The sequence below is a fragment of the Ensifer sp. 1H6 genome, from assembly GCF_001976035.1.
In the GTDB taxonomy this organism is placed as follows: domain Bacteria; phylum Pseudomonadota; class Alphaproteobacteria; order Rhizobiales; family Rhizobiaceae; genus Ensifer; species Ensifer canadensis.
Window position 1 is genome coordinate 1 of record NZ_MOAI01000053.1, and the last position, 20,887, is coordinate 20,887.

Genomic DNA, 20,887 nt, shown 5'->3' on the forward strand with positions numbered 1-20,887 from the left:
TTGTGGTAGTCGACGCCGATATGGTAATCATAAGAGGCAGTCATGCTTCCAACTCCCTTGTTGAGATCTTCGAAACCCCAATAAGGTAAGCCGAAAGGCCGGAAGCGTGACTGTCCCTCGATCATCATTGGCATCTCACTGATCCGTTCTCTCAGCGGGGGCGGCCTCTTTCATGCCACCTCCTTTGTTGAAGCCTGTCCGCGGCCAAGGCATTGGGCACCACGTGGTGGTACTCGGGCTTGCGGGCGAAGAGCTTCCTCGTCATCAGGGATTCGGTGAGAATTTCGGGGCCGTCGTGGCCGAGCTGCGCCTGCCGGCCCGCCGTGGCATGCCTATGCGGATAGGCTGACAGCAGGCTTTCGACCCGCTGCCAGAACAGCGGTTCGCGAAGATCGTAGCAATGGTCGAGAAGATGGCTGACCTCGCTCAGATTGTAGACGAACAGAGTGTCCATCACCAGTTCGCGCAGCGAATCCAGATTGTCCGTCCAGTAGAACTGGTCCAGCTCGGCGTCCCGGTAGAGCGGATGCAGGGATGGAAAATCGGGCGCCTTTTCCGGTTCGCGCAGAAAGCCCTGCGAGAATTCGATGCTTTCGTGGAAGTCCCGCAGGATCAACCGTACCGGCCATCCGTCGCGGTGCACGAGCAGCATGTTCTGGCCATGCGCCTCGACGGCGATACCGTGATGGACGAGCAGATGCCAGACCGGCAGGACGGCGACTTCGAGCAACCGGTTGATCCATGGCATCAGGCCGAAGCGCCGGATCCAGTCGTCGGCAAAGGGCCGCCTGTCTGTCTCCATCATCATCAACGCGGTGAAGGGAACGACGGCTTCTCCGGTTTCAAGCATTGCCTGCGCGCTCTGGCGCCAGATCGCGCCCACTTGTCCGGCCAGCGGCTCGTCCGCATCGGCGATGATCCCGGCATATTCCTGCAGTATGGTGAGCGGGTATTGTTCGCTGAACAGCGGATCCGAAGCGACGATCTCGCCGATCCAGCTTGAGATAACCGGCGCGGTGCAGACCGAATGCGGCTCCAGGATGCGCCGCGAGGACGTGTTGACGATGTTGAGCGGTAGCTTGACGCTTGCCGCGTGCGGTCGGTCCTGGTTGAGCAACGAGCGTACCGACTGGGTCGCCGTGTAGCGGTCGCCCGCCGGGCCGAGGCAATGGGCATCGCCGTCTGCGATCCAGCCGGCAAGCAGCGTTTCGCTCAGGTTGCGCCATTGCCACGGATGCAGCGGCACGAGCCCGAAATCCTCAGTGCAGACACCGAGCTGCTGTTGCATGCCCTGAAGATGCGCCCAGGTTTCCCCGCCAAGTTCGGTCCGCCAGAATGCCTCTTCTGTGTCGGGCAGCGCCCGGCGCAGATGCTTGCGCGCGACGAGCAGCCAGACGAGCTGAAACGACTGGCCGGCCTCCGGGCCGAAGAGGGCATGGTCCGCCTGGGAGAAGCCGGTGCGGGCCTTATAGCAGGGGTGGTAGGGATGCCCCTCGTCGATTGCACCTTCGAGCTCGGCGAAGGACATCTCCCGTCGGGGACGGGCGATAAGATGGCGGTCGTTCCACTCGGAAAAGGCGATCGTCTGCTTCATCTCGTTCAGCAGCTTGCCGCGGGTGATGCCGCTGCCGGGCAGGGCCGAAACCATAACCGAGAGCGACGCCTCGCCCCAGCTGCCGTCGCTTTCCCGCATCTGCACCGATCCCGGCAATGGCCGGATTCGCCCGAATGCACCGAGGATGGCATCGCACCGAAAGTCGCGGCCGCCGAGCGTCCAACGAAAATGCGTTGCACCATCGCCGCCGCCCTCGCTCTGGCGCGCTTGGATGACGCCTTCGAACAGAAGGGCGGCGGCAAGCTGGCGAAGCACCCGGTCGTCGGGGCGTCCCCGGAGATCAAGAGGCAATGGCATGGCTGGTCCTCAGGGTCGTCAGCGCCGCGGGTGCCCGCAAAGGGTTTGGAACGGGGCGATAAAGGACCGGCGCGTGGTCGGATTGCAGTTCGTCGACATTGAACAGCCGGGTGGTCAGGTTGGCCTTCGACGCGATCGTCGGCAGGTCCAGCACATGCCGGGCGAAATCCCGTCCGGCGCCGGTCATGCCGAGCGCGCATTGCTCCAGGTGGTTCCGGAGCATCCTGAGAAGCGTGCCTTCGTCGCACAATCCGTCGTGGCCCATGCGGCTGATGACCGAGAACACCTGATTGACGATGAGGTAATAGGCGAAGCGGTCGCGGATCTCGCTTTCGGGAAAATAGAGCGACGGGATCGTCTCGGTTTCCGGGACGAGACTTGCCAGCAGGCCACGATAACGTTCGGAGAGATAAAAACCCTGGTTGTCGCGGTAGTAGCTGACCGACGGGTAACCGGCGCCGATGTCGAGCAGGCTATTTTGCTGATGCGCTTCAAGCGCGACGCCATAGTCTTCGTAAAGCCGGATCAGCGGTTCTACGGCGCATTCGAGATACCGTTGGAACCAGATTATGCAGGTGTCGGCGAGAGGCTCTCCGTCCCTTGCGGCGAGCGTGCGCAGGAGTTTTTCGAGCCTCGACGGTGTTTGCGCAAGCGGGTCGGCCGTCAGCGCGGCCACGGTTATGACGCCCTGTCCGTTGCCGCGCGCGAAGGGGTTTTCGCGCAGGATGACCTCGAAGCCGCTCTCGCTGTGACCCGGCAAATCGAGCGTGATATAGGCCGGGTCCTGGATGATCCTGAAGTTCGCCGCGCGTTTAGCCAGGCCGATCCGGTCGACGAGCTTGGCCATGGCGACACCGGCCTCCAGCTCCTGCCTTCGGTTCAGGCGCACGGAATTGGTGATGCGCACCGGCAGCGAAAACTTGAGCATCCAGTCTTCAGCAGCACCATAGACCGTGCGGACGGACGACGTTGCGCTGAAGAGAGAACCGGTTGGGCCGAGGTGACGCAGGATGCCGGCCCGCTGCATCGCCTGAATACCGGGATCGAGAAGCAGGGCTTCCGCCTGCAACGGGTGCATCGGCAGCAGGCATTCGTCACCGGCAAGGCCCAGCCATTCCGCGTCAAGTCCTGACAGCGAGCGGATGATATCCGGTGCCTGTATCGAGCGGGAGGATGCGTGACTGACGTGGTCCGCCTTCGCAGCGAAATAATGCAGCTTGAACTGGCCGCGCAGTTCCGGCGCATAGCTTTCCTGCTGCCAATAGGTCATGCCCTGCCGGCTCTTCGGCGTGGGGTGCAGCCAGTGCCCGAAGACAAGTGACTGCTCGGCCTCGAGAAAATCGTTGGCGTCTTCCTGACGCGGTTGCGCCCTGTCGACGTAGAGGGCGGTCTGCTGATAGCTTTCGAGCACCCGGATCAGAAGCTCGAGCTCGAAGCCGCGCAACGCATCTGTCTGACCGGCGTCGTCCTGACGGTAGGCGGCCTGGACCAGCATATGGAGCGCAGACATCAGCTCGATCGGACGCCACGACGGATCGGAGACGTTGCGCCCCCAGGCCCTGCCGAAGTGAAGCGGGCCGCACAGCGACGATGAGGTGACCTCGACGCGCAGGATCATTTGCTGGCGGGGAAGCGACCATTCGATGCTGTCGCAGGATCCGCTGGCGGTCCGGTGCATGACCGGCACGCCGGGATTGACCTCCCTGAGGTAGCAGTTGGCGAAGCTTTGAAATGTCGCAGTTTCTGCGATTTGCCTAGACGATTTCATGTCTGTCGATCCTCGGCACGCGACATGCAAAGTCGCGCAATCGCGTCGCGTGGGAGGCGCAACGCATTGAGTTTTCGTAGTGAACGGGCTCAGGTCGGCGTGATATGCATCACGCACGGTCTGCCAGCCGCCCGAGGAGGCGGATGGGATTGGCGCAGGATATGGCGGGCTGACAGCCGGGCGCCACATGAGGTTGGCCCAGGCGGGCGCGATTGACGACGTCCGTTTGAACGGTTGGTGCGGACGGAAGCGATGTGTGTCGGCGACGCCGCGTGCCAGGTCGTGAACGTCAATGCATCGGTCGCCATCGCTCCAGGAAGAAACGAACCTGTGCGGTCACGTTTTTCCTCGAACGGCGGACGTCCGTTGCGGCATTCCGGTGAGCTCATCTTCCACCCGTCTCGGCTTCGGCGCGGTGCTTCAGCAGGCGCTTTCATACAAAGACGACCGGCTCCCGATTTTTTTTCACCGATCCGGAATTTTTTTATGATTATTTTTGTCCAGTTAAATCCGAGCCCGGCCCCAAGGTGGATCGGTGCCGGGTCGCACGTCGCAATCGCCCGGCGGGGCGTGGCGACACGGCCCTCCGGCAGGCAATTTTGGGTATTAGCGCAGATGCAGGGCGCGCTGGAATTCGGCGGGCGTGCGCCCATAGGCCTGTTTGAAGGACGCACTGAAATGGCTGTGGCTGGAAAAGCCGAGGTCGAGGCCGAGTGCCGTCAGGTCATGGCAGGAGCCGAGCAGGTCCAGCGCTCGCGCAAGCCGCAGCCGCAACTGATAGCGATAGAGCGGCATGGCTTCGACCTGCTGGAAAACCTGGGTGAGATAAACAGGTGACACGCCGACCTCCGTTGCCACCTCGGCCAATGTCCAGCGGCGGGCGAGATCGGTCGAAAGAACCAGCTTGGCCCGATCGACCAGCTTTTCGCGCCCATAGGTCGTAGCAGCGCTATGCGACGTCCTCTCGCCGAGCGAACGCCGGATCAATGTCAGCGTCAGGGTCTCGGCTTCGAGCGTTTCGGCAATCCCGCGGCGAAGGCTGTAACGCAACAGCGCGACAAGCGCCTGCGCTCGTGGATCGATCCGCCGGCGCGGTCTTTTGAACGCGGCAAGCGCCCCCGACCGCAATTGCTCCTTCGGCGCGAGTTCGCAGAGGATGGCTTCGTCCACTTGCACGTCGAGGCATGCATCGCCGCCTTCGATCGGATGACTGACGCGATAGTCTTCGCTGCGGTTGAAGAAGATCACCTGATTGGATTCAGCCACCGTATCGGCCTTGCCCACATGCCGCATGAACACGCCGCGATAGGGATAGACGAGGCTTGTGCGGTGGGAGCATTCCTCGCCGCTTTTCCCGCGACACGCGCCATCGCAGACCACGTCCCGCAGCGAGGCGGTCGAGGTGTCGAGAAGCGTCTGGCACGAAAACTGGGACATTGCGGTCCTATTCGTCGCGTTTGTAGAAATCGTTATAGGCGGCCCCGCGCGACAGGCCAATATCCTTCAGCTGATGATCGGAAAGCGCAAGCAGATCCAGGCGCCCGCGCTGCGTCTCCATCCAGCGGGATACCCGCGCAAGCAGCCGCCGGGAAAAGCCATGTGTTTCGAGTGCCGTCGAAAATCGGTCTCGTGGGCCGATCAGGCGAGGGGAGACATAGATCAGGTTGTCATGGGATGAAGCTGTGTCCGCCATCGGATCATCTCCTGTCATTCGTTTCCGATGATGGCAGGATGACGCGTCGTGGCCGCCGCCGCTGTCAGATTATTTAGCAATCGATGGGGGCTCGCCTTGGCATTTGGCGACCGGCGTCTCGAAATACCAAGGTCGCTGCAAGGATAGGACCTTGGTCGCTTTGCAGGCCCTTGCCGCGGCGCTATTCTTCGCCCCGGAGGATCGGTCATGACTAAAATCGCTGTGCCGCTCGTCAGTCATGGACACCCGGATCGGGAGCCGGATTGCGAGAGCGCGGTTGAAGGTGCCTTCCTGGAACTGGTCGACCGTGCGGAGGCCGCGGGTTGGACTTCCGACGAAATTGCGGACTGTCTCGTCAACCTGTCGCACAAGCATCGCACGACGCTTAACGAGGACCTCCACATTCTCGAAGAGATGGCATCCTCGCAGCTGCTCTCGAGAAAACGTCACTAACACCCGTCGTCTTTAAGCATCCATGGCTTCAGGCAGACACGAATTTTCCGTCGTAGCGCACGCGGAAATTGCGGCGTTGGGCATCTTCCTGGAAGCAAAGGAACACGAGTTCGAGATCGTTCGCGCTGCTGCGTCGTCCAAGCAGGCTGAGCGTGATCACAATCACGCCACCATAGGCCCGCGTCAGGTCGATGGCGGCTCTTCGAATTTCATTGGTGCCGACGTCGTCCCGGCCTTCACGCCGTTCGTAAACCTGCCAGAAACGTGCCGCCTCCCAGGCCGAACGCAGTGCTTCGGTTATCTGATCCTTGAACTCATCTGCCGACCTGCCCTTGCTCCATGAAACGGTCTGCTCGGTGTGATCGCCAAAGATGTCGAGATAGCCGTCATAGTCGTCCGGATCGGAAAAACATTGCTCGATCATCCCGAATGCCACGTCATCGGAAACCGCTGCCTTGAAGTATATCGTCATCGAATCGCCAACCCTGCCTTGAGCGCCTATGTTGTCAAAGCGTCGGCGGCGTATCTAGTCCCCCCGCGCGTCTGATCGGTGCTGCGCCAACGATTATCATTTCGCCGCAGTGACTTGAGCACGATTGATGCCGCGCCTCCTGACAGCCTATCCTTTGAAGAAGTCGAGAATTCCGGGAGTTGGGTGATCACCAAGCCGCAACGGTGTCGGCTGATCGCATCGCGCACGTCGAGCGATTTCATTTATATGAGTATTGCCTTATATTAATGGGGCGTGCTATTCTCGATTTCATTCTTGACTGGCGCAACCAACATTCTCATTTCGCTCTATGACGCACGATCTCAACGATCGTGCCCGCAGAGCCATTCGTTTCGATACTCCTATTTGCAGCATAGAAATTTGTTCAGTCCGGCGCAGCACGGAGATGCAAGGCAGGATCGGGTGAGATCCCTCCGCTCTTAACCTCCGGCGCACAAACGGTCGGAAGGAGGTGCTTTTCATTGCTGGGCACGGCATTTCCACGCGAAGTGTTTTGGCGTTCAATGGTCTTCGTCTGGCTGTTGATTGGGCTGATGGCCCCGGCCGTAGCGGCTCGCGCATCACAGCCGGAAGGCGCGGAGATGCAATTTTTCGTGGTTCGCAGCGGCCAGACCGGGTGCGAGCCGACCTGCCCGGAGTGGATATCGGCCGAGGGCACGATCGTTGACGAAACCCCGGCGCTCTTCAAGAAACTGCTCAAGTCCATCGGCACCCGTCGCCTGCCGATCGTCGTAACGTCGCCCGGCGGAGATGTCGATGCTGCGCTTGCGATCGGGCGGATGATCAGAACGCGAAAACTTGAAGCGGCGGTCGGTAAGACCCGCTTCATCGGTTGTCAGCCGGAGCAACAGGATTGCCGTGACAATGACGGCAAGGGCGCGCGCCATATCGGCATCGCCTATTCTGGCGAAGCCTATTGCAACTCGGCCTGCCCGCTGATGCTTGCTGGCGGCACCGGACGCGTTGTCGGCGAGTGGGCGTTCCTGGGCGTGCACCAGATCACCACAACCTACGTCCAGATCGAGACGCAGTATCGGGCGAAGTATCGCGTCGTGAACGGCAAGAAGAAGATAACCAGCAAGACGGTCGTCAGTCGCAGGAATGTCGGCGGCTACAAGACCTATGAAATGAACAAGGCGACCGAGCGCAAGCTGGCGGCCTATCTCGCGGAAATGGGTGTCGGTCGTGCCGTCATCGATCTGATGAAGATCACGCCCGCCGCCGACATTCGCAAGATCGAGCCCGTTGCGATGCTGGAGATGAAGCTGACGACGAAGTTGGGCGGGGTCGAACTGCTGACGTCGGTCGAGGCTTGCAGGACGGTGCCGGCGGCCGCCAATTGCCGGGTATTCGTGATGTCGGACCTTGAGCGTTAGACCCGCGGATCGTGGCTGGAGATCAGGATGTCTGTATGGAGTCCGCCTGACGACACGAGGTTGTCCCGCCTGAGGCGGGCGGCGCTGCTGATTTGTCTCGCGGCCACCTCAAGCATGTTGATCCCACAGTCGGCAAAAACGGCAGAGCAGCAGATGCGGTTCGTCGTCGTGCGCTCGAACCAGGCCGATTGCGAGCCGACATGCACGGAATGGATATCCGCCGAGGGCATGATCGGCCCGAAAACACCGACTTTGCTGAAGGCGACGTTAAGGACGCTCGGTGGCCGCAAGCTGCCATTGGTCCTTGCATCGCCTGGTGGTGACATGGCCGCTGCCATGGCGATCGGCCGCCTCGTCCGCAGGAATGGGCTGAGTGTGGCTGTCGGCAGGACCGTTTTTGCCGGATGCCAGCCGGATCAGGAGGGGTGTACGGCAAACGATAACAGAGGGGCAGACTATGTCGGCGCGGCGGTTTCGCGTGGACGCTGCGCGCAGGCATGCACTCTGGTTCTGGCGGCCGGCGTGCGACGGCTCGCCGGAGATGGAACGGCGATCGAGGCTATTCCGATCGTCGCTGCAAGCGAGGCCGGCACCAAAAAGCTGGCGGCGTATTACGGCGAAATGGGCGTGCGATACCAGGTCCTGGTCGATGGCCCGCGCAACGAGGACGGTAATCTCGGTCGCTGGCAACTGTTCAAGGCGCTTCTGGTGACGAGCACGCTCGCGGTCGATCAACTGGTCGATGCGCAGATTTGCCGGGGCACGCCTGCGCCCAACAATTGCCGGGTATTCACCACGATGGATCTGGAATAGAAGCCGGCAAGGCGCTGGACTTTCACCACCGTCAGCGCTCCCGTGCGTCGTTCGGCAACGCCAAGCGAGCCACGAGCACGCGACCCGCAAGAGCGATGACGACCGCCAGGAGAATGAGGCCCGCCGCGACAGCGAAGGTGACCCGCATGCCTGACGCGACGGCCTCGGTTGGTGCCGTGGCGATGTCGGATGCCGCCGATGCCAAGGCGAAGACGGCGCCCATGACGGATGCGCCGGTGACGAGCCCCAGGTTGCGCGACAGGTTGAGCATGCCCGAGATGACGCCGCGGCGATCCGGCGGCACGTCCGCCATGACGGCGGTGTTGTTGGCCGCCTGGAAGAGAGCATAGCCGGCGGTGACGACGACGATGGGCGCGAGGTAGCCCGGGATGGCGAATGTTGCCGGCAGGATGGAGAGTGCTGCGGCGCCGGCCGCGATTGCCGCAAGTCCGGCCATCATCACCGGTCGCGCGCCGAACCGGTCGACGAAGCGGCCCGCCGGTATGCCGCTCAATGCCGCCACCACCGGACCGACCGACATCACCAGCCCAATCGCTGCCGGATCGAGGCCAAGGGCGCGCGTGAGATAGAAGGGACCGACAACCAAAGTCGTCATCATCACCGTCGAGACCAGCGCATTGCTGATCAGGCTCGTGCTCAAGGCCGGATCGCCAAACATCGCCAAGTGTATCAACGGGGATGCGACCTTCGTTTCGACCATTGCAAAAGCCGCGACGCCCAGGGCCACGGCCAGCAGCAGAACGATATTGAGCGGGCCGAATTGGCCGCGGCCGATGGTCATGGCAAGCGCGTAGGCCGCCAGCGTCAATGCCAGCACGACGGTGCCTGGCACATCGAAGCGGGCAGGGGTGGGCGTCGTCCCTTGGCGGTCGGCAGGCAGATGGCGATGCGCAAGCACATATGTGAGGAAACCGAGCGGCACATTGACGAGGAAAAGTGCGCGCCAGCCGAAGCCGGTGATCAGCGCGCCGCCGAGCGATGGCCCGAGCGCAGTGCCGATCGCGGACATCATTCCGAGCAGCCCCATGGCGCTGCCGGTGCGTGCCTTCGGCACCGTCTCGGCGACGAAAGCCATGGTCAGTGCCATCATGATTGCCGCGCCGAGCCCCTGCGCCGCGCGGGCGGTTATCAGCAGCCAGAGCGTCGGGGCGAAGCCGCTTAGGCCCGAGGCAAGCGTAAAGAATGCGACGCCACCGAGCAGCAGTCGGCGTCGGCCGACGATGTCGCCGAGCCGGCCGACGCCGACGATCAACGCGGTGATGGCGAGCAGATAGGCAAGCACCACCCATTGCACGTCCTGGAACGGCGCATCAAAGGTGCTGGCCAGCGTCGGCAGGCCGACATTGGCGATGCTGGTGCCAAGCGCCGACAACAACATGGAGAGCGACAGGCTGGCCAGCGCCCATCGGACCGAACGCGTCCGTCCAATGGCTCCGACATTTGGCTCGGCGGGTACTGCAATATCGCGCTTCAAGACAAGCTCCATCTGTTGGCAATCTCCGAAATGGAGCTGCCAGAAGCCTAGGCGTCTGCGTGACATGGCGGAAGGCGCATGATTTGCACTTTATTCATGCATCAGGCGCCACATCCCGATCAAACTGCGCTATACCAAGCGAATGTCGAAACCCGATCTCAATCTGCTGGTCACCCTCGATGTTCTGCTTGCGGAAGGCAGCGTCGCGCGCGCCGCCGAGCGTCTGCGGCTCAGCCCTTCGGCGATGAGCCGGGCGCTTGCTCGGCTCAGGGCGGTGACGGGCGATCCGATTCTGGTGCGCGCCGGGCGCGGCCTCGTTCCGACACCGCGGGCACTGGAACTGCGCGAGCGTGTCGGTCAACTCGTCGATGAAGCCGAAGCGGTCCTGCGCCCGGCCGAAATGCTCGAGGTCGGCCAGCTCACGCGCACCTTCACGATTAGGACGAGTGAGGGGTTCGTGGAGAATTTCGGTCCGGACCTTCTCAGGCGCATCGGCGATGAAGCGCCCGGCGTCCGCCTGCGCTTTCTGCCAAAGCCGAACAAGGAAAGCGGCGCGTTGCGCGACGGCAGCGTCGATCTGGAAACCGGTGTGATCGGGCCTGCGACCGGCCCCGAAGTGCAAACGCAGGCGCTGTTCCGGGATCGCTTCATCGGTGTCGTGCGCCGGGAGCACCCCTTGAGCCTCGGCCCGCTGACCGCAGCCGGCTATGCCGGCGGCCGGCATGTGCTCGTCTCCCGGCGTGGTCTCGACAGGGGGCCGATCGACGACGCCCTGGAAAAGCTTGGGCTCAAGCGACAGATCGTCACCACGGTCGGGGGCTTCTCGGCGGCGCTCGCACTTGCGCGCGGATCGGACCTTATCGCCAGCGTCCCTGAACGGCATACGGGAAACCTGCGCGCCGGCATGCACAGTTTCCCTCTGCCAGTTCCGGTGCCTGAGGTTACCGTCTCAATGCTCTGGCACCCGCGGCTTGATGCCGATCCGGCGCACCGTTGGCTCCGTGCCTGCGTTCGCGAGGTCTGCCTGGCCCAGCTTGCCGATCGGTAAACAACTGCGTTGGGATCACAGGACTTTCAAAGTGGCCTATCGGCAAGCCGCGCCTCCCCAACATGGCCACGCCGCTAATCGACCTTTGGCATTGCAAAGCCAGGTGATGAGACAACATATACCGCTGCTACACGTCCCGATTGCCTCGCTGATATTGTCGCTGGAGATTTCATGACCAAGTCCGTTGCCCCTCAGCTTTCGACACCTGCCGAAGACCCGCTCCTTTGGCTGGAGGATAGGACATCCAAGCCCGCGCTCGACTGGGTGCATCGCCAGAACGGGCTGACGAAAGAGAGGCTGCAAGGCGATCCTTCCTATCAGGCGCGGTTCGAAACGGCGCTGGAGCTGATGACCGCAGAGGACAACATCGCCGTCGGCTATGAACTGCGCGGCCATGTCTACAATTTCTGGCAGGACAAGGCCAACGTGCTTGGCCTCTGGCGCCGCACCACTGTGGCTTCCTACAAGACCGAAAAGCCGGATTGGCAAACGATCATCGACTTCGACGCGCTTTCGCAAAAGGAAGGCGTCAAATGGGTGTTCAGCGGCGCGCGCCGCCTCTATCCGGATTTCGACCGTTGCCTCCTGAGCCTGTCGCCCGATGGCGGCGACGCCAGCGAGATGCGCGAGTTCGACATCGAAACCGACAGCTTTGTCGAGGGCGGGTTCCGTGCACCCGTTTCGAAATCAAATTTCAGCTGGCTCGACATCAACACGGTCATCGTTGCGGCCGCCTTCGAGGAGGAAGAACGCACGCAATCCGGCTATCCGCGCGTCGTGAAGCTGTGGAAGCGGGGCACGGATCTCAGCGAGGCGGTGCCGATCTTCGAAGGGCAGGTCGAGGATCTTGCTGTCGGCGGCTCGCTCGAATTCGATGGCGACGCGCAGTACCTGCTGCTGACAAGGACGATCGATTTCTATTCCGGCCATCATTTCGTCAGGCTGGCTTCGGGAGAAAAACGGCGGCTACCGCTGCCGGACGACGTCGCCGACATCGCAATTCTGAAAGGCCAGATCGTCTTCGCGGTGCGCAGCGTCTGGTCCGCGCCCGGTGGCGTGGCATGTCTGCCGGACGGGCTCTACGCCTTCGATTTCAAGCGCTGGCTGGAAACGGGTGAACTCGGCGCCATCGAAACGGTGCTGCCGCCCGCAGAGCGTGTTTCGATTGCGCATGTCGCCAGCACGCGCGACCGCCTGTTCATCAGCCTGATGGACAATGTGCGCGGCCGCGTGGTGTTTGCCGAACGCGGCGAAGGGGGGTGGTCGCTCACACCGCTCGCTCTGCCCGAAAACGGCAATGTCGGCATCAGCCATATCAATCAGTTCGGCTCAAGCGTCTCGTTCTCCTTCACCGATTTTCTGACGCCGAGCTCGATCATCTGGTCTGACGATGACGGCGAGACGCTGGTGACAGTCAAGGCGCAGCCGGCGCGTTTCGATGCGTCAGAGCTGATATCGGAGCAGTTCGAGGCACGCTCGAGGGATGGCACCCTCGTTCCCTATTTTGTCGTTCGGCGTCGCGACCAGCAAAAGCCGGTGCCGGCATTGCTCTACGGCTATGGCGGCTTCGAAGTCCCGCTTCTGCCCGGCTACGCCGGCGTACGCGGCAAGCTCTGGCTTGAAAAGGGCTACGCCTATGTCCAGGCCAACATCCGTGGTGGCGGCGAGTTCGGTCCGCGATGGCATCAGGCAGCACTTAAGGACAAGCGGCAGAACGCGTTCGACGATTTTGCCGCCGTTGCCGAAGATCTGGTGCGGCGCGGGATTTCGACCCCTGCCATGCTCGGCATTCAAGGTGGGTCGAACGGCGGCTTGCTGACGGGCGTTTCCCTGACCCAGCGGCCCGAGCTTTTCGGTGCGGTGCTCATTGAAGTGCCGTTGCTCGACATGCTGCGCTATACGGAATTGCCGCCCGGAGCATCCTGGATGGCCGAATATGGCGATCCGTCCAAGCCCGAGGAAGCGGCCTGGCTGGCGACCTATTCTCCCTACCAACACGTCGCTGATGACGCCGATTATCCACCGGTGCTGCTTACGACGTCGACCGCCGACGACCGGGTGCATCCCGGCCACGCACGCAAGATGGCAGCACGGCTGCAGGCCGCCGGCCATGCCAACGCGCTGTTCTTCGAGGAAACGGAAGGCGGCCACGGCGGGCGCGGCGACCGCCGGATCCAGGCGGCCCAGACGGCAATGAAGTACATCTTCCTTGAGCAGGCATTGAGCGGTGGAACGACGTGACCGTGGCTCAGCCCATACAGGCTGCTATCCGATGGCTGGGTGCCGCGACGCCCCGCCATGCTGCAGCGCCTGGTGGCTGATGGTTACGAGATAGGCGCTCAGGAACAGGATGCCGACCAGCTTGAAAGCCTCCTCGAAGAAGGTGGCCCCGCCGACATGGATCGGGGCCATATCGGCGGCGAAGGACAGGCCCATCGACAGGACCGAGCCGACGAGCAGCAGTCGCGGCGTTGCTGCCCGAACCGTGTAGGCGCAGTAGCACAGGGCGCAAAGCACGAGCATGTGCGGCACGAGGACGACTTCTTCCGGGATGCCCGTGGTCGCGACCGCCTCATGCAGCATGAGGAAATCGTCGATACCCATCAGGGCTGCAAAGAGCCCACCGGCAAGCAGCGTTCGCCTGAGAGGCGTGGTCCCTTCGGCCGCCCTTGTCGCCGCAAAAGCCTGAAGAGCTGCGGCCGCGCCGACGATCCAGAAGATAACCCCGATATTCGAGACGATGCCGAAATAGCCGGGGTTGCGGGCGATGGCGTTCGGGTCGCGCACGAGGTCGTAATAGTCGATGCCGAAGACCCGGTCGGCGACCACAAGGGACGCGAGAATGGCGACCGAAACGAGGATGACGGCGATGATCGTGCCGGCTTCCGATCGATGCCATCTGCCGGCCTCGGCCGGCGGCGAATGCGTCTGTGCCTTGGCATTCATGGCGTCTCGTCCTCGCATTGTTGTGGCAAATCGGAACTGAACGCGGGCGATCCGGCCCTTTGTTTGTGACAGTTTTGTGACTTTGGGTGTGTCTGGGAAGATGTGGTCGGATAAATTGTATTGGACCGCGCAACGCCCCGAACACTTTCGCCGTCAGCTTTGCCGTTCGCCCAAGACGTCGATCAGTGCGCGGGACGCGGCGGAAAGCCGGCGATTGGGAGCGTAGACGATCGAGATCGATCGCGTTCGCCCGTTCAGCTGCGGCAGCAGCTCGATTAGTCTCCCCTGCCGGATGGAGCGCTCGACGACAAAATCATAGGTCTGGCAAATGCCGGCGCCTTGCTCGGCCATCGACACCACGCCGAGCACGTCATCGCTCACCTGAAGCCCGCCGGATGAGGGCGCCCAGTCGAGATCCTGGCCGTTGTCATGGAACATCCAGGGCGCGAACCTACCGGTGCTCGGCATGACGAAGGGCACGCAGTCGTGACGATCGAGATCGGCGATGCTCTGAGGGGTACCGCGACGGGCGACATAGTCGGGCGCGGCGACAAGGCACATCGCCCCGTCCTCGATCTTGCGGGCAACAAGGCCACTGTCCGGCAACTGACCCATGCGGATGGCGAGATCGAAGCCTTCGGCAACCAGGTCGACGTTGCGGTTGGTAATGTTGAGCTCGACCTCGACCTTGGGATGGAGCGCGCGGAACCGGCAGAGTTGCGGCGGCAGGCGGAAGTGCCCGTATGTGGTCGGCACGCTGAGGCGGATGCGGCCGGCGATCTGGCCGCTGCCGCCCTGAATCGCGCGCTCGGCGTCGTCGATGGTCGAGAAGGCGGAGCGCGCCTGGTCGAGAAAATGCTGTCCGTCGTGGGTGAGACCGATGCGCCTCGTGGTGCGGCGCAGGAGCTGGCTGCCGAGCCGCGCTTCAAGCCTCGAGATGGCGCGGCTGACGACGGAGGGTGTCGTACCAAGGGCGATGGCGCCGGCCGTCAACGAGCCGTGCTCGGCCACCGCCACGAACACTTCGACATCGGCGAGGTAATCGAAACGACGGGGCATCTTTGTCTCCGGAGAACAAATGAATTGAAGTTGAGATCATTTATCGCCTCCGGTGGGGATAATAAAGTCCTGCCAGACCAGCGAAACCAAGAGGTGATCTGATGCCGGCTTCTGACCAAGGGCTGACAAAGCCCGTACTGTTCGTATTGACGAGCCACGCCACCAAGGGAAAGACGGGTGAGCCGACCGGGTATTTTCTCGGCGAGGTCACGCACCCGCTTGCCGTGCTCGAGGCGGCGGGCATCTCGGTAGAGTTCGCCTCGGTGGCAGGCGGTGAGCCGCCGGTCGACGGTCTCGACCTCAAGGACGAGATCAATGCACGCTATTGGGCCGATCCGCGCTTTCGCGCTGCTGTCGCGGCGACAACGCGCATCGCCGATATCGTCCCGTCCCGCTATCAGGCGATCTTCTTTGCCGGCGGCCACGGAACCATGTGGGACTTTCCCGAAAGCCTCGAGGCGCAAGCCGCGATCCGCGAGATCTATGAGGCGGGAGGCGTGGTCGGAGCCGTCTGCCACGGTCCCTCGGCGCTCGTGAACGCAAAGCTCAGTGACGGCCGTTATTTGGTCGCGGGCCGGAATGTCAGTGCCTTTACCGATGATGAGGAGCGCGCCGTCGGTCTCGAAGACGTCGTGCCGTTCCTGTTGGCAAGCACGCTTTCGGCGCGCGGCGCCCGCCACCAACCCGCTCCCGACTGGACGTCCAATGTCGTGGTGGATGGACGGCTGGTGACCGGCCAAAACCCGCAATCGGCCCATGGCGTCGGCGAAGCCATGCGCGATCTGCTGCTTGCCTGCCAGACAAACTGACGCAGCTTCCGACTTAGAAAGTGACAATCATGACCAACCCGATGAAATGGCTGCGTGGCCTTGCTGCCGCGCTCGCGCTCACCTTTGCAACTGCCGACGCAAATGCCGCAAAGGTTCTTGTGGTGCTTTCCGGCTCCGACCATCTCGATCTCAAGGACGGCAAGTTATTCCCGACTGGCTTTTATCTCAATGAATTGATGCAGCCGGTGAAGCTACTGCTGGAGGCCGGCCACGAGATCACCTTCGCCACGCCTGGGGGGCAAGTGCCGACGGTCGACAGGACATCCGTGGACCCGGCCTATTTCGGCGGCAGTGCCGATCAGATGAAAGTCTATCAGGGCCTGCTCGACGAACTGGCCATCACCTCGCCGGAAAAATCGCCGGTGATCGGTCTCGCTCGCGTCGCTCAGATCGGCTATGCGACCTTCGATGCCGTGTACATCCCCGGCGGCCACGCGCCGATGCAGGATCTACTGCACGACAGGCAGCTTGGGCAGCTGCTCGCCTATTTCCACGAGAACGGCAAGATCACGGCTTTGGTTTGCCACGGCCCGATCGCGCTGCTTTCGACACTGGCGGAGGCAAAGGCATTTACGGACCAGCTCGAAGCCTCGCAACAGCCCGAACGGCCCGCATGGATCTATTCGGGCTATCGCATGACCGTCATCAGCAACCTGGAGGAGGAACTTGCCAGGGGCCTGCTCGATGGCGGTGCGATGAAGTTCTATCCGCAGACGGCGCTCGAAGCGGCGGGTGGAAAATATGAGAGCAACGCGGCGCCCTGGCAGGCAAATGTGGTGGTCGACCGCGAATTGATCACCGGGCAAAATCCGGCCTCTGCCTTGCAGGTTGGTGAAATGCTTGTCGAACGGCTGAAATAACGCCGGCATCGTCATGAACGGAAAGTTGACCTCGCCATCCCTAGGGGACGGCGAGGTTTTTCGGTGCCGTCGAACCATGCGTCCTCAACCCAAGCCGCTCCCCATTAAGGACCGTTTGACGCTCGCGTGCGATTGCGACAAAAAAATGCAAGGCGATGTCGGCTCGCGAAGATTTCGCTCGTCTTATTGTCAGCGTTGCGAAAACGCGTGAAACCGCGAGGAAAGAGATGATGTTTCGTACTGCCCTTATCGCAGCAGCCTTGCACATTGCCGGGCCGGCACTTGCCGATGGCCAGCCGGTTGGCGAGCGGGTCGAAGTCAACGGCATGAAGATGTATTACGAAGTGTCCGGCGAGGGCGAGCCGCTCATCGTCCTGCACGGCGCCTATATGAATATTCCGTCCATGGGGGCGATCATTCCCAAGCTCGCCGAGACCAACAAGGTCTACGCGATCGAGTTCCAGGGGCATGGGCGCACCACCGACTTCGACCGGCCGATCACCTATCCGAACCTGGCCGACGACGTGGCGGCGTTCATGGATGCCGTCGGCGTCAAGAAGGCGGATGTGTTCGGCTACTCCATGGGCGCGGCCGCCGGGCTGCAGCTCGCCATCCGCCATCCGGACAAGGTCAACAAGCTGGCGGCGGCTTCCGTCGGCTATGATGCCGAGGGCTGGCAACCGGAATTCAAGGCATTCATCCCGCAGATGACGGTGGAGATGTTCGTCGGCATGCCGTTTGCGGACGACTACCGCAAGCTCGCCGCCAATCCGGACGGCTTCCCGGCGCTCGTCGCCAAGCTGATCGCGCTCGAGAAAGAGCCGATGGCGTGGGAAAAGGACGTGAAGGCATTGAAGACCCCGGTGCTGATCATCGCCGGCGATGCCGATGTCGCGACACTGGAACATACGGTGGCGATGTTCCGGCTGCTCGGTGGTGGCGGCATGGGCGACATGGGCAAACCGCTGCCGGCTTCGCGCCTTGCCATCCTGCCGGCGACCTCGCACACCGCCGTCATCGGCCAGCCGGAGCTGCTGGAGGCCTTGATCGTGCCGTTCTTCAAGGGCGAGACGCCGAAGGGCATGTTCCAGTAGAAATCACCAACCCGCCTCGTCTTCTCAGGCGAGGCCGGTTGGTAATGTGTTGCGTGCAGCTGTCGTCATGGGGGGGCCGTCCGAACGCTCCCGGTTAGGCTCGCCTTTGTGCGTCGCCGATGATCCAGCGCGCGGCTTTCTCCGCGATCATCATTGTCGGCGCGCTGGTGTTGCCGCTGGTAATGGTCGGCATCACGCTGGCATCGACCACCCGCAGTCCCCCAATCCCCCGAACCCGAAGCCGGCTGTCGACGACGGCTAGACCGTCGTCCTTGGCGCCCATCCTGGCGGTGCCGACGGGGTGAAAGATGGTGTTGGCGATATCGCCGGCGAGTTTCGCCAGTTCGCCATCGCTTTGGAACTCGATACCAGGCTTCCACTCGATCGGTTCGTATCGTGCCAGCGCCGGCTGGCTGACGATCGATCGGATCTGCCGGATACTGTCGGCGGCGATCTTGCGGTCTTCGTCCGTGCTCAGATAGTTCGGAGCAATGGCCGGCGCTTGGCCCCGGTCGCGCGACTGGATCCGCACATGGCCGCGGCTCGTCGGGTTGAGATTGCAGACGCTGGCGGTGAAGGCCGGGAAGCTGTGCAGCGGCTCGCCGAAGGCGTCGAGGCTGAGCGGCTGCACGTGATATTCCAGATTGGCATGGGCGCGGTCGGGGTCGGAGCGGGAAAAGGCGCCAAGTTGCGATGGCGACATGCTCATCGGTCCACTGCGCTTCAACACATATTCGAGCCCGATCCGGGCCTTGCCGGCGAGATTGCTCGCCAGCGTGTTCAGCGTCTTGGCATTCCTGACCTTGAAGACGGCGCGGATCTGCAGATGGTCCTGCAGGTTCTCGCCGACGCCGGGCAGGTCATGTTCGACGGAGAGACCCATGGCATGCGACAGCGCGGCCGGTCCGATGCCTGAGAGTTGCAGGATTTGCGGCGAGCCTATCGCCCCCGCCGACAGAATGACTTCGCTCGTCGCCCGCACGGTCACCTTGTCGCGGCCGCGATAAAGCGAGACACCGGTACAGCGCTTGGTGCCATCCGCTGTCGTTTCGATCAGCAGCTTTTCGACTTCGGCCTCCGTCCAGACGACCAGGTTGCGGCGATGGCGCACCGGCCGCAGGAAGGCCTTGGAGGTGTTCAATCGCCAGCCCGACTTCTGATTGACCTCGAAATAGCCGACGCCCTCGTTGTCGCCGCTGTTGAAATCGGCCGAGCGCGGAATGCCCGCCTGGACCGCGGCCTCGGCAAAGGATTCCAGGATATCCCATTTCAGCCGCTGTTTTTCGATCCGCCATTCGCCGCCGCGGCCATGCATGTCGGAAAACCGGCTGTTGTCGCCGGTGACGGGATCGGCACCGTCGTCGAGCCGGTAGTGATCCTCATGGGCCTTGAAATCCTGGAGCGAATTCTCCCAGGACCACTCGCGATCATTGGTCTGGGCCGCCCAGCTCTCATAGTCACGCGATTGTCCGCGCATGTAGATCATGCCGTTGATCGACGAGCAGCCGCCAAGCGTCTTGCCGCGCGGATAGCGCAGCGACCGTCCGTTCAATCCTGCTTCCGGCTCGGTCTTGTAGAGCCAGTCGGTGCGCGGGTTGCCGATGCAATAGAGATAGCCGACGGGGATATGGATCCAGGGATAGTTGTCGCGCCGGCCCGCCTCTATCAGCAGGACCCGTTTGCCGGGATCGCGGCTGAGGCGGTTGGCAAGCAGGCAGCCGGCCGAGCCGGCGCCGACGACCACATAGTCGAAAACGGTGGTATCAGCAGTTGAGGTGTCGGTCTTCATTGCAGGCACTTTCCAAACACAGCCGAAAGGGCGATGGGCTGGTCGCGGCGAGCAGGGTCGCGTATCGGCCGAAGATCATCCCACCCTTTATAATTTTTGTCAGCGATCGCGGCATTGCGATCCGCCAGAAGACAGTAAAAAGCTACCGCATGACGAAATCCAATGATAAATACGCCTGAGTATTATAAGGAATATTTATATGGCTGATCATCTGGATCTGCGATTGTTGCGGGCTTTTGTCACGGTGGCGCGGGAAGGCAACGTCACGCGGGCGTCCGAACTGCTGCATCTGACCCAGCCTGCCGTCAGCCTGCAGGTGAAGCGCCTGTCGCAGGAATTGGGCCTCACCCTGTTCCATCGCACCGCCAACGGGCTCGAATTGACGCGCGACGGCGCGCTGCTGGCGGCCAAGGGCGAGCAGGTGCTGGCGTCGGTGACCGAGTTCCGGCAGACGGCGATGCACCTGACGGCGCAGCTTCGCGGCAAGCTGCGGATCGGAACGATCATCGACCCCGAATTCACGAGGCTGGGTGCCTTTCTCCAAGCCCTGGTCGAAAGCGGGCCGGGTATTGAAACCACCCTTCGCCAGGGTATGAGCGGTGAAGTCGCGATCGGTTTGAAGCGCAACGAACTCGATGTCGGGTTCTTTCTCGGCGACCTCGATGATTTCGGCACGAGCACGGATGTCCGTAGTGCGGAGGCCGAGGCGCAGTTCTTCGTCAAGCCGCTGTCGAGGCTGACCTATCGTGTCGTCGCACCGCCGGCCTTTGCCGGTATCGTCGCAGGAAGGGACTGGAGCGAGCTTGCGGCGCTGCCCTGGATCGGAACGCCGCCGGCCTCCGTTCATCATCGGCTGCTTGCGAGAAAACTCGGCGAACTTAACCTCAAGCAGAACGTCGTCGCCCTCGTCGACCAGGAAGCGTCGATGCTGGCCATGGTTCGCACGGGGCTTGGTCTCAGCCTCTGTCGGGAGTCGATCGCGCTCAGCGAACAGCAGGCAAGCGGCCTCGTCATCGCCGACAGGGTCAAACTCGAAACCACACTCGGCTTCGTCTGTCTTCGGCCCCGACGCACCGATCCCAACGTCGCGCTCGCTTTCGAGGTCATCGACAGGATATGGCGGACGGATCATTGAGGGGCGGGCATGGCGCCCTGGTTTGCGTTCCGGCCGAGTTCCCTTTTGGCTCAGCGCTGCCAGCCGCTCGCTTTGACCATTCGTGGGGGCTCAACTGCTCGGCTT

Annotated in this window: 18 protein-coding genes; 9 read left to right on the forward strand and 9 right to left on the reverse strand. The window is 62.4% G+C overall.

What is annotated here, in order from left to right; all coding sequences use genetic code 11:
• Positions 1 to 151: 151 nt before the first annotated feature.
• From BKP54_RS33185 to BKP54_RS33200, 4 genes are all read right to left on the reverse strand, one after another.
• The gene (locus BKP54_RS33185; protein ID WP_084815619.1) at positions 152 to 1,912 is read right to left on the reverse strand and encodes an IucA/IucC family protein; all 1,761 of its coding nucleotides are present in this window, start codon (positions 1,910 to 1,912) and stop codon (positions 152 to 154) included.
• Positions 1,896 to 3,680 (reverse strand): IucA/IucC family protein, encoded by a 1,785-nt coding sequence (locus BKP54_RS33190; protein WP_057222783.1) that lies wholly within the window; start codon positions 3,678 to 3,680, stop codon positions 1,896 to 1,898. Before BKP54_RS33190 ends, BKP54_RS33185 begins: the two co-directional genes overlap by 17 nt.
• A gap of 606 nt (positions 3,681 to 4,286) precedes the next feature.
• On the reverse strand, positions 4,287 to 5,117 hold the full coding sequence (locus tag BKP54_RS33195; RefSeq protein ID WP_025429425.1) for a helix-turn-helix domain-containing protein: 831 nt from the start codon (positions 5,115 to 5,117) through the stop codon (positions 4,287 to 4,289).
• 7 nt (positions 5,118 to 5,124) lie between these two features.
• Positions 5,125 to 5,373, reverse strand: coding sequence for a DUF1127 domain-containing protein (locus BKP54_RS33200; RefSeq protein ID WP_025429424.1), 249 nt, complete (start codon positions 5,371 to 5,373; stop codon positions 5,125 to 5,127).
• 207 nt (positions 5,374 to 5,580) lie between these two features.
• Between BKP54_RS33200 and BKP54_RS33205 the strand changes: the two genes are divergently transcribed.
• Complete coding sequence (locus BKP54_RS33205; RefSeq protein ID WP_025429423.1) at positions 5,581 to 5,826, forward strand: hypothetical protein; 246 nt, start codon at positions 5,581 to 5,583, stop codon at positions 5,824 to 5,826.
• A gap of 28 nt (positions 5,827 to 5,854) precedes the next feature.
• Here the strand turns inward: BKP54_RS33205 and BKP54_RS33210 are convergent, their stop codons facing one another.
• On the reverse strand, positions 5,855 to 6,298 hold the full coding sequence (locus tag BKP54_RS33210) for a hypothetical protein (protein ID WP_057210010.1): 444 nt from the start codon (positions 6,296 to 6,298) through the stop codon (positions 5,855 to 5,857).
• Between the two features lie 620 nt (positions 6,299 to 6,918).
• Between BKP54_RS33210 and BKP54_RS33215 the strand changes: the two genes are divergently transcribed.
• On the forward strand, positions 6,919 to 7,713 hold the full coding sequence (locus BKP54_RS33215) for a hypothetical protein (RefSeq protein ID WP_128090562.1): 795 nt from the start codon (positions 6,919 to 6,921) through the stop codon (positions 7,711 to 7,713).
• A gap of 114 nt (positions 7,714 to 7,827) precedes the next feature.
• The gene (locus BKP54_RS33225; RefSeq protein ID WP_128090563.1) at positions 7,828 to 8,526 is read left to right on the forward strand and encodes a hypothetical protein; all 699 of its coding nucleotides are present in this window, start codon (positions 7,828 to 7,830) and stop codon (positions 8,524 to 8,526) included.
• Positions 8,527 to 8,557: 31 nt separating this feature from the next.
• On the opposite strand, the gene BKP54_RS33230 is transcribed toward BKP54_RS33225, so the two are convergent.
• Positions 8,558 to 10,033: an MFS transporter gene (locus tag BKP54_RS33230; RefSeq protein ID WP_025429421.1), complete on the reverse strand. Its 1,476-nt coding sequence runs from the start codon at positions 10,031 to 10,033 to the stop codon at positions 8,558 to 8,560.
• Positions 10,034 to 10,163: 130 nt separating this feature from the next.
• Between BKP54_RS33230 and BKP54_RS33235 the strand changes: the two genes are divergently transcribed.
• Complete coding sequence (locus BKP54_RS33235) at positions 10,164 to 11,069, forward strand: LysR family transcriptional regulator (protein WP_025429420.1); 906 nt, start codon at positions 10,164 to 10,166, stop codon at positions 11,067 to 11,069.
• Positions 11,070 to 11,240: 171 nt separating this feature from the next.
• Positions 11,241 to 13,310, forward strand: a complete 2,070-nt coding sequence (locus BKP54_RS33240) for a prolyl oligopeptidase family serine peptidase (protein WP_084815621.1) — start codon at positions 11,241 to 11,243, stop codon at positions 13,308 to 13,310.
• Between the two features lie 24 nt (positions 13,311 to 13,334).
• Here the strand turns inward: BKP54_RS33240 and BKP54_RS33245 are convergent, their stop codons facing one another.
• Both BKP54_RS33245 and BKP54_RS33250 read right to left on the reverse strand, forming a co-directional pair.
• Positions 13,335 to 14,015, reverse strand: a complete 681-nt coding sequence (locus tag BKP54_RS33245) for a hypothetical protein (RefSeq protein ID WP_025429418.1) — start codon at positions 14,013 to 14,015, stop codon at positions 13,335 to 13,337.
• 153 nt (positions 14,016 to 14,168) lie between these two features.
• Positions 14,169 to 15,074, reverse strand: coding sequence for a LysR family transcriptional regulator (locus BKP54_RS33250; protein WP_025429417.1), 906 nt, complete (start codon positions 15,072 to 15,074; stop codon positions 14,169 to 14,171).
• A gap of 101 nt (positions 15,075 to 15,175) precedes the next feature.
• Here BKP54_RS33250 and BKP54_RS33255 point away from each other — a divergent pair, with 101 nt between their 5' ends.
• The 3 genes from BKP54_RS33255 to BKP54_RS33265 all read left to right on the forward strand — a co-directional run bounded on the left by BKP54_RS33255 (position 15,176) and on the right by BKP54_RS33265 (position 17,858).
• Positions 15,176 to 15,883 (forward strand): type 1 glutamine amidotransferase domain-containing protein, encoded by a 708-nt coding sequence (locus BKP54_RS33255; RefSeq protein ID WP_084815622.1) that lies wholly within the window; start codon positions 15,176 to 15,178, stop codon positions 15,881 to 15,883.
• 41 nt (positions 15,884 to 15,924) lie between these two features.
• On the forward strand, positions 15,925 to 16,764 hold the full coding sequence (locus BKP54_RS33260) for a type 1 glutamine amidotransferase domain-containing protein (protein ID WP_084815625.1): 840 nt from the start codon (positions 15,925 to 15,927) through the stop codon (positions 16,762 to 16,764).
• A 230-nt stretch (positions 16,765 to 16,994) separates the two neighbouring features.
• On the forward strand, positions 16,995 to 17,858 hold the full coding sequence (locus BKP54_RS33265) for an alpha/beta hydrolase (protein ID WP_084815626.1): 864 nt from the start codon (positions 16,995 to 16,997) through the stop codon (positions 17,856 to 17,858).
• A 94-nt stretch (positions 17,859 to 17,952) separates the two neighbouring features.
• Here the strand turns inward: BKP54_RS33265 and BKP54_RS33270 are convergent, their stop codons facing one another.
• Positions 17,953 to 19,647, reverse strand: coding sequence for a GMC family oxidoreductase N-terminal domain-containing protein (locus BKP54_RS33270; RefSeq protein WP_025429413.1), 1,695 nt, complete (start codon positions 19,645 to 19,647; stop codon positions 17,953 to 17,955).
• Between the two features lie 199 nt (positions 19,648 to 19,846).
• Here BKP54_RS33270 and BKP54_RS33280 point away from each other — a divergent pair, with 199 nt between their 5' ends.
• Positions 19,847 to 20,782 (forward strand): LysR family transcriptional regulator, encoded by a 936-nt coding sequence (locus tag BKP54_RS33280; protein WP_057209994.1) that lies wholly within the window; start codon positions 19,847 to 19,849, stop codon positions 20,780 to 20,782.
• Positions 20,783 to 20,887: the final 105 nt, after the last annotated feature.